Genomic DNA, 10,506 nt, shown 5'->3' with positions numbered 1-10,506 from the left:
GTAATTGGTAATTGGTAATTGGTGACTGGTGACTGGTGACTGGTGATTGGTGACTGGTGACTGGTGACTGGTGACTGGGTTATTAACTTGCCCTAGTTCTTCTACCTCCTGAACTCCTGACTCCTAACTTATGAACCCAAAAACACAAAAAGCGATTCAAGAACTAGAAAAATTTGTTTCTACTCCCTTAGCAGAAACACTGGAACAACATCAAAAAACTACACCCCAAGAAATCGCCATTAACTTATTTAAAACTGTAGCAGCTACCGTACCAGCTTACAAAGCGTTTTTAGCATCACATCACATCAACCCAGAAACAATCCAAACTTTAGCAGACTTCCAAAAATTACCAGTTATTTGTAAAGAAAATTATATTTCTCTTTACACCCTACCAGAACTATGTAAAGATGGAATATTAGGAAGCTGTGATATGATCGCCGCTTCCTCTGGCTCAACGGGAAAACCCACATTTTGGCCGCGTTTCTTCACTGATGAATTACAAATAGCCACCCGGTTTGAGCAGATTTTTCATGATAGTTTTGATGCAGATAATAAAAGCACCTTAGCAATAATTTGTTTTACCTTGGGAACATGGGTAGGGGGAATGTTCACTACCAATTGTTGTCGGTATTTAGCAACTAAAGGTTATCCCATTACAGTCATTACACCTGGAAATAATAAAACCGAAATATTGCGAGTTGTGCAAGAGTTAGGTGGTAATTTTGAACAAGTTGTATTATTAGGATATCCACCCTTTTTAAAAGATGTTATTGATACGGGAATTACCAATGGTTTACAGTGGCAACAATATCATATTAAATTAGTAATGGCAGGAGAAGTATTTAGTGAAGAATGGCGGAGTTTAGTAGGTGAAAGAATAGGATCAGAAAATCCTTGTTATGATTTTGCGTCAATGTATGGAACAGCAGACGCAGGAGTTTTAGGAAATGAAACACCTTTAAGTATTTGTATTAGAAGATTTTTAGCAGCAAACCCAGCAGCAGCAAAAGTATTATTTGGAGAGTCACGTTTACCGACATTAGTACAGTACGATCCTTGTAGTCGGTTTTTTGAAGTTGAAGAAGGAAGATTAATATTTTCTGGTAATAATGGCATTCCTTTAATTAGATATAATATCTTCGATAATGGGGGGTTAATTAGTTATTCAGAAATGGTGAAATTCTTAGCTGAATGGGGGTTTGATCCGGTTGCTGAGTTGGGTGAAAATAGAGGAATACATCAATTACCATTTGTTTATGTTTTTGGACGTGCTAATTTTACCGTTTCCTATTTTGGTGCAAATATTTATCCTGAAAATGTGACTGTGGGATTAGAACAACCGATAATTAGAGAATGGGTAACGGGTAAATTTGTGTTACAGGTAAAAGAAGATCAAGATAAAAATCGCTTTTTATCTATTGTTGTGGAATTAGCACCAGGGGTAGAAGGTAGCATTGAAAAAACTGCAACTATTACTAATTCTATTCTTGCTCAATTGTTACGTTTAAATAGTGAGTTTGCTAATTATGTTCCTGGGGAATATCAAACACCCCAAGTAGAATTAAAACCTACAGGTGATTTGGAATATTTTCCTGTGGGTGTTAAACATAGATATACTCGCAATTGATAATTGATAATTGATAATTGATAATTGATAATTGATAATTAATCTCGTTAATCTCGTTAATCTCGTTCCCAGTCTCAGACTGGGAATGCAATGATATAGGCTCTGCCTATAATAGAATTGATAATTGATAATTGATAATTGATAATTGATAATTGATAATTGATAATTAATCTCGTTCCCAGTCTCAGACTAGGAATGCAATGATATAGGCTCTGCCTATAATAGAAGTCAGAGACTTCTTAATTGATTACCATACAGAGCATGGGAACGAGTAAACGATTAAAATATTGATTAACAATCATATCATCATCCATAGAAATTGTCACTGATAATGATAAGATTACCTAGAGGTTATTTAGTTAATTAATGAATAGTTCTGGTATAAAGTCTATCCTTCATCCTTTGCGAATTGGTGAACACATTGCCCGCTATCCAATTATTCAAGGTGCAATGTCTGTGGGTGTATCTGGTGCTAAACTGGCTAGTGCAGTAGCTAACGCTGGTGGAGTGGGTGTCATTGCTTCAATGGGAATAGGGTTAAATTCTCTGTATTTTCACAAACGCCAACGGGGTAGTTTTTTTACAGCTAATCAGTTAGCATTGAAAGATGAAATCAGCAAAGCACGGATTATTAGCCCAGAAGGAATTATTGGTGTTAATGTTTTAGTTGCTACTAGAGATTATTTGACATTAGCTCAAACTGCGGCAGCAGCAGGGGCAAATTTAATTATTACTGGTGCGGGATTACCTTTGACTTTACCAGAATTTACGGTAGATTATCCAGATGTGGCCTTAGTGCCAAGTGTAGCTAACGTACAAGCTGCAAAGTTGATTTGTGAAACTTGGAAAAGCCAGTATAATCGTTTACCTGATGCTTTGATTTTGGAAAATTGTCAAAAGGTGGGAGGACATTTTTCACAGTGCGAACAGGCGAATTTTCCTGGTTTTTCCATTGAGTGGATAATTACCGAATTACGCGAGTATTTAGCACAACAAGAAAAGAGCATACCATTAATTATTACTGGGGGAATAAGCGATCGCACAGAAATTGATCAGATATTAGGGATGGGAGCAGATGGTGTACAAATTGGTACTCGCTTTATTACTACAGAAGAATGTGATGCTGATTTGCGGTATAAAGAATTTCATCTAAGAGCAACTCCAGAGGACATTGTGACAGTACCGAGTCCAGTAGGAAAACCCAGTCGTGCTTTAAAAAATGCCTTTGCGGAAATGGCGATATCTTCAATAAGCTGCGCTAACGCTGATTTATCATTGTTAGAACGTAGATGTATAGCAAATTGTTTAGAATCTTGTTTATGTAGAGATACTAAAAAAACCTATTGTTTACTGCAAGCACTTTCTAAAGCAGCGTGTGGAGACATAGAAAATGGTTTAATTTTTTCTGGTGCTAATTTGGGATCAGGCGATCGCATCATCTCAGTTTCCGAATTAATGGCAGAATTAACCTGTTGATAGAAAATGGGGAGATGGGGAAAACATTCTTTACATATTCCCTATTCCCCATAACTTTAGCGGTGGCGATCGCATTTAATAAACATTTAATAAACATTTAATAAAAATTCGCCCAATCTATACCATTAAAAACTAATATTTGAATTAAACCATAAGCCAAAGCTGCACTACCGATAGGAACAGTTAAATTATCAATACCCAGAAACGAAAAAGCTTCTAAAAATGTAGCTATAATAGCTACAATTATTGATATCAGCCATATTTCCCAAGAGTTTCCTTGTGTTGGTAGCAAAATCAACACAGTCATCAAAAAACTAACAAACGTCATGGTTAAAGAACCTTCCCAACTTTTGTTTGCACCAAAAAGTTTATATTTATGTTTACCAAATCTTTGCCCGATTAAAGCCGCTAGTCCATCTCCCCAAGCCATAATTAAAATACCTAAAGCTGCATATTGGGGTTGGTGTAAATACCAAAAACAAGCAACTAAAATCCCAATACTAACTGCATAAAAAAATGTACCTAAACTTTGACGACCAACGCTATTAATTCCTGGTAAAAGGGGGAAAAAATAGGATAATAAAGTAATAATGCCAGCTAAAATTGCAGATGTAATGCCAATAATAGCAGGGATATTGAACCACCAAGCCAGTAAAATTACATTACCTGCGCCAATATGGACTATTTTACGGATAATTTCGGGTTCACTGTCGGTAAAGCGACTAACTAACCAGGCGACGAAGATAACAAGTAATACCCAAGCCGCAGCAACGGAAATTTGTTGCCACAATGGGAGAATAGATTCTAAACCGAGAAATGTCATCAACAATGTAATCAACTATGTAATCAACTATGTAATCAACAATGACGCAACTGATAATTTTGAGACTGTGATTCTTGTTATTTAAACCTAATACTACTGTAGGCGATTTGGGCATGAAAATAATATTGATTGGGCTAATTAAAGGTTATCGCTTATTCATCTCTCCTCTGTTTCCGCCGACTTGTCGCTTTCAACCAACTTGTTCAATGTATGCTATCCAAGCTATTGAGCGTTTTGGGGTGTTCCGTGGTGGTTGGATGTCTATTTGCAGAATTTTACGTTGTCATCCGTTCCACCCTGGTGGTTATGATCCTGTTCCAGAAGTTGGGGAAAAGTCTTGTTGCGAACATCGGGAGTAACAGATACAGAACTGGTTGGAGAAAATTGGGTAGTGGAAAACTCATTCAAAACCTACTACAAAACTTACTCTTTTACAAGCTGAGTTGATAATATGCGTCCATATCACCAAATTTCCATTATTGAATGTGGTGAACCTTTAGTAAAAATTCCCTTAGAACTGTTTGCGGTGGAGACTCCCCATCCTTATGAAAAATTAGGTGCTGACTATGGGGGATATTCTGCTTATTTTTTGCGTGCCAGTGTGGTCGAAAATTTAATTGAGGCACAAAATTATTTACAATTGCTACATCCTGGTTGGTATATTCAAATATTTGATGCTTATCGCCCGGTAGCTGTGCAGCAATTTATGGTAGATTATAGTTTTGCCCAAGCTGTGCAAGCCGGGGGATTAAATGAGAGTGATTTATCGACTCAACAACGGGAAGAAATTTGGCAGCAAGTATATGAAATTTGGGCGGTCCCAAGTTTAGATATGAATACTCCTCCTCCCCATAGTACAGGTGCTGCGGTGGATATTACTTTAGTCGATGAAAATGGGGAAGTTGTAAATATGGGTTCACCGATTGATGAAATGTCTGAGCGATCGCACCCTGATTATTATGCCCATTCTGATGCCCATTGTCATCAAGAATATCATCGCCATCGAGAATTGTTACTAAATGTGATGTTAAAGGCAGGTTTTCAACGTAATCCTAGAGAATGGTGGCATTTTTCTTTTGGTGATCAAATGTGGGCTTGGTTGTGTAATCAGCCAACCGCACGTTATGGGCGTTTCAATAATGAATAATTAGGGTTGGCTGAAAAAGTCCCTTCGTTGAGGCAGGGAATAGGGATAGGACTTACGCAAGATGTGACTGAAAACCTTATTCTTGCGTAGGGGTAATTCATGAATTACCCCTACTTTTGTTCCCTTTTGCGTAAGTCCTGAGGGAATAGGGAATAGTTTGGACTCAATCGCTCAATTACTTGTCTAGATTGAGTTTCCCATCTTTTTGACCTCTGTTAATACTACCCTTGACAATTTTTCCTTTTCCTTAACTTGTCACCAATGATCTTTTAACAATTCTGCTAAAATTTCGGGAGTTAAGCCGTTGTGTTCTGCTTCTTGGCGAATCTGTTGAACAATTTCTTCAAAACTTGTATTTTTAAAGAGTTCTTTAAGGATAAGATGACAAACAATCAGGGCATTTTTTTGTTTTTCGGGTTCTGCTTCTCGGTATGCTTTGGCAATTTCTGGATCAACTTGAAGGGTAATTGTTTCCATAATAAGTTAAGCCTTTGTTAATTGACATGGGTTGTGGCGTTTGATTTAAATAAATGTTAAGTCATAAGCTGTTACACAGCTAAATTGTATAATCCTAATATTCTGAACTCTTGTTTAACAGGCAAGATGCCTGTTCCACTTATACAAATTAAATGCACAACAGCTTAGTTCATCCGCTACGGCATCAGCTAAATCTACCAACACAGCATAAAATAACCAAGTAGCCCAAATCTGTAATTGAATTTTATTTCTACATTAATTGTCAATTATCAATTGTCAATTATCAATTGATGATGGCATTCCCAGTCTGGAGACTGGGAACGAGAGGTTAGTTAGCTTTTTTGTATCGGAAATTAAAGATTTACCATTTATGTCTGATCCATTCGTAAATCTCTAAATATTTCGCACCGGGAATATTCCAAGAATTATCATACAACATACCCTGAATTGCTAATTTTTTAAACTCTTCGGGTTGCTGATACCATAAATCTATAGCCCTTCCCATTGCTGATTCTAATGCTAGGTTATCCATGTCATAAAACACATAACCATTGCGTTTTTCTGGTGGTAAATTTTGATCATAATCTCTGTCAAAAACAGTATTTACTAAACCTCCAACACCCCGAACAATGGGTACAGTTCCGTATTTTAAACCGATCATTTGGGTTAAACCGCAAGGTTCATAATTACTGGGTACAACTATCATATCTGCACCAGCATAAATCAGGTGAGATAATTCTTCATTGAATCCCAGTTCTAAATGCACATCTGGGTTATTATTTAAAAATTGTTTTTCATGGTAAAAATGAGCGTTAATTGCTGATTCTGTAGCTGAACCTAACAATACAAATTGCGCTCCTCTATTCAAAGCATAGTACATGGCATGGTGAACCAAATGGACACCTTTTTGATTATCTAAACGACCGATGTAAGCAATGATGGGTTTTTTCTCATCATGAGCTAACATCAATCTTTCCCTTAATGCTTTTTTGTTATATGCCTTTTGTTCAAATTCATCCCAGTTGTAATTATTAGGGATGTAACGGTCAACTTCGGGATTCCAAAAATCGTAATCAATGCCATTGAGAACTCCACTAAATTTGTCTTTTTGCAAATATAATGTATGTCCTAAACCACAACCCACATCACTGGTTTGAGCTTCGACTGCATGATTTGGTGATACTGTGGTAATTGCATTGGCGTAATTAATCCCTGCTTTCATAAAATTGATCGCAAAAGGATTAAAATTATCCCGCAGTTTGTCGTATTGAAAATAATATTCTGGGCGATTTAAATTGGTAGCTTGGAGAGTTTCTACACCACCCATACCTTGATGTTTAAAGTTGTGAATGGTGTAACAAACTCTTTGATATTCCATGCCATGATATTTATAAATTTCATACAACATGACAGGAATTAAACCGGTTTGCCAGTCGTGACAATGAATGATATCTGGTCTTTTATTACTTTGCAGTAAAAATTCTAAAGCTGCTTTGCTAAAGAAAGCAAACCTCATGTTGTCATCATCGCAACCATAGTAACAACCTCTATTAAAGAAATTGTCTTGACTGTGGGGTTGAATGAAGAAACAAACCCGACCATGTACCCACCCGCAGTATACAGAACAGTGAACTGCGCCACCATACCAGGGTACCCACAGGTTGAGGTAAGCATCGTGAAGACCCCATATATGATCGTAACGCATACAATCATACATTGGGAGAATAAGTTCAACAGTGTTTCCCCGTCCTTCTAACTCCCTGCTAAGTCCATAAACAACATCCCCCAAACCCCCAGCTTTTATTACAGGAGCGCATTCTGAGGCAATTTGTACTATGTACATTCCTAGCCCTCGCCTTACAAAACTTTATGTTTACTATATAGCAATTTATGAAAAATGTACTCATTGACAACTGGGTATTGGGATGGTAGATGAGGATTGAATTTTTGGGTGTGGGGTGTAGGAATTTTCATTTTCACTCTTGCCTCTTGCCTGTCCTCACAGATAACATAACTATTCAAACGGACTTGATATTACTCCTGACTCCTGATAGCGTAGCGTAAGCCACATTTTGCTGTAAATTAAGATGTCAGCAAGGGAATCTATCCTCAGAATTATTATCAAAGCATTAAGTTTCCAGACAAAATCCTGGGATTTATGTCTGAAAAGAGTATGCTTCAAACCAGAAGATATCGAAATTGTGTATTACAGCAGTTTTCACCTAGTTAGACCATAGTAGAGACGTTGCGTGCAAATTCTCTACAAGGGTTTTAAAGATTGTTTTGTGGTTCATTTACCTGAAAATCGCTGTCATGTAATTTGGTAATCTCAATCTATCAAGGTAAAAATTTCAGACAAAATTGTGTGGTTTAGGTTCTGACATAATATCTAAAAATATTTTTAATATGTGAATTTTCCATTATTGGAACTTAGTAATTTTAAAATATACGAATTACATTTTTAGACAAAATGATCGGATTTATGTCCTATGATCATGTGCATAAAGCTTTATATGTATCGGAAATTTGGATTATTTTAAATCTAGTTATGCAAAAACATTTAAAAGGAATTAACTCCTAATTTAGAGGATAAAACAATGAAGAAAATAGTAATTGCGGACTTAAAATATAATGCAGGAAGCCTTTTTCGTGAGCTATCTGTGGTTGAAACAAAGACTGTATCTGGTGGTAGTGGTGGGAGCGTCAATAATTATTTTATATCGGGTAATACTGGAAACGTGGAGAATACAGGGACTGGTGACGTTAAAGGTGTAGATAGTGGCATCACGGATAATAAGGTCGCTACTGTAGACTATTCCAGGTCAATATACGTCGTCATAAATTCTTGGTGATTAATTATTTGTATTCTGGTACTGACATTAAGAAATTTTTAGTTGGTTGAGGGTAAAACATTTTTTTAGGGCATTTGTTTTTACAGATTTTACTCCTCATAAATCATAAATTCTCATACCTGCTCATTTCTGGATTGGTAAATTAAGACAATGGCTGCAATCATGAATACTGAATTACATTCTGTTCAAGTCAATGGGCTTTTTCAGAAACTGACTTTAGAAGAAATGGAGTCAACGTCAGGAGGTAATACTGTTATTCCTTTATGGAGTAGTGGTTTAGCGGCTTTCTCTCTCAATATGTTTTGTGATGAGTTAAATAGTTTATTCAGTGAATATTACATACCTCCGATTTTTAACGACAACAAGCTTTTTACGGTTGATTTTTCGGAAATAGATATCTATTTGGTAGTTTAATCATTTGCGGGGGTTAAAAATTGGTTTGTACCGACTCTTAACCCCTGAAAAATTACACGGCTATTGTCTCTAAAGTTCGAGATTGTTGCTGACGACGACCGTGGTAAATCATTTGAATAGGTTTATCTTGACCTGTCACCAAACCACGGCGTTTTGGTTTAACTTCACGAGTATCTGCTAGTTCCATTTCCCAACCTTGGAGGATTTTAGCTAGTGCTAATTTCATTTCAAATTGGGCAAATGCTAGACCAATACAACGTCTTGCACCAGCGCCAAAAGGGATAAATTGATATGGTGAAAATTGTTTTTCTATAAAGCGTTCTGGGTTAAATTGTTTAGAGTTGGGATAAATATCTTCTCGATGGTGAGTGAGGTAAATTGAACCCATCACAACTGTACCTGGTTCTAGTTGATAACCATCTACAGAAATAGGGGTTTTTACCCGACGGGGAAAAGTCAACATTCCCACGGGATAAATCCGCAAAGTTTCATTACAAACGGCGGTGAGATAAGGTAATTTAAAAATAGTATTGGAATCGGGATTTTCGCCTAAAGTATCAAGTTCTGCTAATAATTTTTGGCGGACTTCTGGTAGTTTATGAACCCAATATAAAGCCCAGGCTATGGCTGTAGCTGTGGTTTCATGACCTGCTACTAACAAAGTCATTAATTCATCCCGTAATTCTACATCAGTCATTGGTTGACCGTCTTCATCCCTTGCAGACATTAGCAAACTGAGGATATCTGTACGTGATGGGTCGGGATTTTCTCTGCGTTCCTGAATTTCTGCATACAGGAGTTGGTCAGCTTTATTTTGACGACGTTCCTGTATTTCCCAAAGTTTGGAAAGACCAATCACTTTTTGTAACGCTGGAAAATATAATAAAGCCACTCTCCAAACTTCACTACCTGCTTCCAGAATTTCACATAGTAAGTGTTGTAATTTTTCAGCCCGTTCACCTTCATAAAGTCCAAAGACAGCTTGCATCATCACCCCCAGAGTAATTTCTTGGGTAGCTGTTCGCACATTAAAAGGTTGATTGATTTGCTGTTTGCCGATGACTTTTTCGGTGATATTATTAATTACATCGGCATAAGTTCGCATTCTTTCCCCGTGTAAGGGAGGCATGATTAACTGCCGTTGTCGCTGATGTTCTTTACCACTTTGAGAAATCAGAGAATTTTTACCTAGTAACCCTTCAAATAGTTGATTTAAATCGCCTGGTGCTTCTAATTCTTTGGTATCTTTGCTCAAAACCTCCTGCATTGCTTCTGGGCTATGAATAAAGACCATAGGAGGTAAATTGTAATCCAGCTTGAGAGTAAAAATATCACCGTAGGTTTTGGCGCATTCTTCCATGTAGGACATGGGGCTAAATACCCAGCGTAGCATTTGCAGGGTAGCTGGAGTTTTGGGTCCTGTGGGTAGAGGCATAAAAGTTTTGTAGTAGATGTTAGTTTTTGACTAAATATCTTATAGCAAAATTGAGAAGTCAGGAGTCGTAAGGGCGAAGCATTCGGGCGACAAATTATCATTTTATCAAAAGGCTATTTTCCTGTAAGGGCGAAGCATTTGGGCGACAAATTATCATTTTATCAAAAGGCTATTTTCCTGTAAGGGCGAAGCATTCGGGCGACAAATTATCATTTTATCAAAAGGCTATTTTCCTGTAAGGGCGAAGCATTCGGG

10 protein-coding genes are annotated in these 10,506 nt (G+C 37.1%); 6 read left to right on the top strand and 4 right to left on the bottom strand.

What is annotated here, in order from left to right; genetic code table 11:
• Positions 1 to 130 precede the first annotated feature (130 nt).
• Both PN497_RS15395 and PN497_RS15390 read left to right on the top strand, forming a co-directional pair.
• Positions 131 to 1,627, top strand: coding sequence for a phenylacetate--CoA ligase family protein (locus tag PN497_RS15395; protein WP_096565561.1), 1,497 nt, complete (start codon positions 131 to 133; stop codon positions 1,625 to 1,627).
• Between the two features lie 366 nt (positions 1,628 to 1,993).
• Positions 1,994 to 3,103 (top strand): NAD(P)H-dependent flavin oxidoreductase, encoded by a 1,110-nt coding sequence (locus PN497_RS15390; RefSeq protein WP_096565563.1) that lies wholly within the window; start codon positions 1,994 to 1,996, stop codon positions 3,101 to 3,103.
• Between the two features lie 97 nt (positions 3,104 to 3,200).
• Here the strand turns inward: PN497_RS15390 and PN497_RS15385 are convergent, their stop codons facing one another.
• Entirely contained in the window at positions 3,201 to 3,926 is a 726-nt protein-coding gene (locus PN497_RS15385; RefSeq protein WP_096565565.1) for a diacylglycerol/polyprenol kinase family protein, read from the bottom strand.
• 113 nt (positions 3,927 to 4,039) lie between these two features.
• On the opposite strand from PN497_RS15385, the gene yidD reads away from it, so the two are divergent.
• Together yidD and PN497_RS15375 are read left to right on the top strand one after the other, a co-directional pair.
• A complete protein-coding gene (yidD, locus tag PN497_RS15380; RefSeq protein WP_096572559.1) occupies positions 4,040 to 4,285 on the top strand; it encodes a membrane protein insertion efficiency factor YidD in 246 nt (81 codons plus the stop codon).
• 92 nt (positions 4,286 to 4,377) lie between these two features.
• On the top strand, positions 4,378 to 5,073 hold the full coding sequence (locus PN497_RS15375) for a M15 family metallopeptidase (RefSeq protein ID WP_096565567.1): 696 nt from the start codon (positions 4,378 to 4,380) through the stop codon (positions 5,071 to 5,073).
• A 255-nt stretch (positions 5,074 to 5,328) separates the two neighbouring features.
• Here PN497_RS15375 and PN497_RS15370 read toward each other — a convergent pair whose 3' ends face one another.
• Positions 5,329 to 5,550: a hypothetical protein gene (locus tag PN497_RS15370; protein WP_096565569.1), complete on the bottom strand. Its 222-nt coding sequence runs from the start codon at positions 5,548 to 5,550 to the stop codon at positions 5,329 to 5,331.
• Between the two features lie 361 nt (positions 5,551 to 5,911).
• A complete protein-coding gene (gene glgA, locus PN497_RS15365; protein ID WP_096565571.1) occupies positions 5,912 to 7,393 on the bottom strand; it encodes a glycogen synthase GlgA in 1,482 nt (493 codons plus the stop codon).
• 754 nt (positions 7,394 to 8,147) lie between these two features.
• Between glgA and PN497_RS15360 the strand changes: the two genes are divergently transcribed.
• Both PN497_RS15360 and PN497_RS15355 read left to right on the top strand, forming a co-directional pair.
• On the top strand, positions 8,148 to 8,402 hold the full coding sequence (locus PN497_RS15360) for a hypothetical protein (RefSeq protein WP_096565573.1): 255 nt from the start codon (positions 8,148 to 8,150) through the stop codon (positions 8,400 to 8,402).
• A gap of 150 nt (positions 8,403 to 8,552) precedes the next feature.
• Complete coding sequence (locus PN497_RS15355; protein WP_096565575.1) at positions 8,553 to 8,816, top strand: hypothetical protein; 264 nt, start codon at positions 8,553 to 8,555, stop codon at positions 8,814 to 8,816.
• A 52-nt stretch (positions 8,817 to 8,868) separates the two neighbouring features.
• On the opposite strand, the gene PN497_RS15350 is transcribed toward PN497_RS15355, so the two are convergent.
• A complete protein-coding gene (locus PN497_RS15350) occupies positions 8,869 to 10,251 on the bottom strand; it encodes a cytochrome P450 (RefSeq protein WP_096565577.1) in 1,383 nt (460 codons plus the stop codon).
• Positions 10,252 to 10,506: the final 255 nt, after the last annotated feature.

The sequence above is a fragment of the Sphaerospermopsis kisseleviana CS-549 genome (genome assembly GCF_028329225.1).
GTDB lineage: Bacteria > Cyanobacteriota > Cyanobacteriia > Cyanobacteriales > Nostocaceae > Sphaerospermopsis > Sphaerospermopsis kisseleviana.
This window is presented reverse-complemented; position numbering and strand designations above follow the sequence as displayed.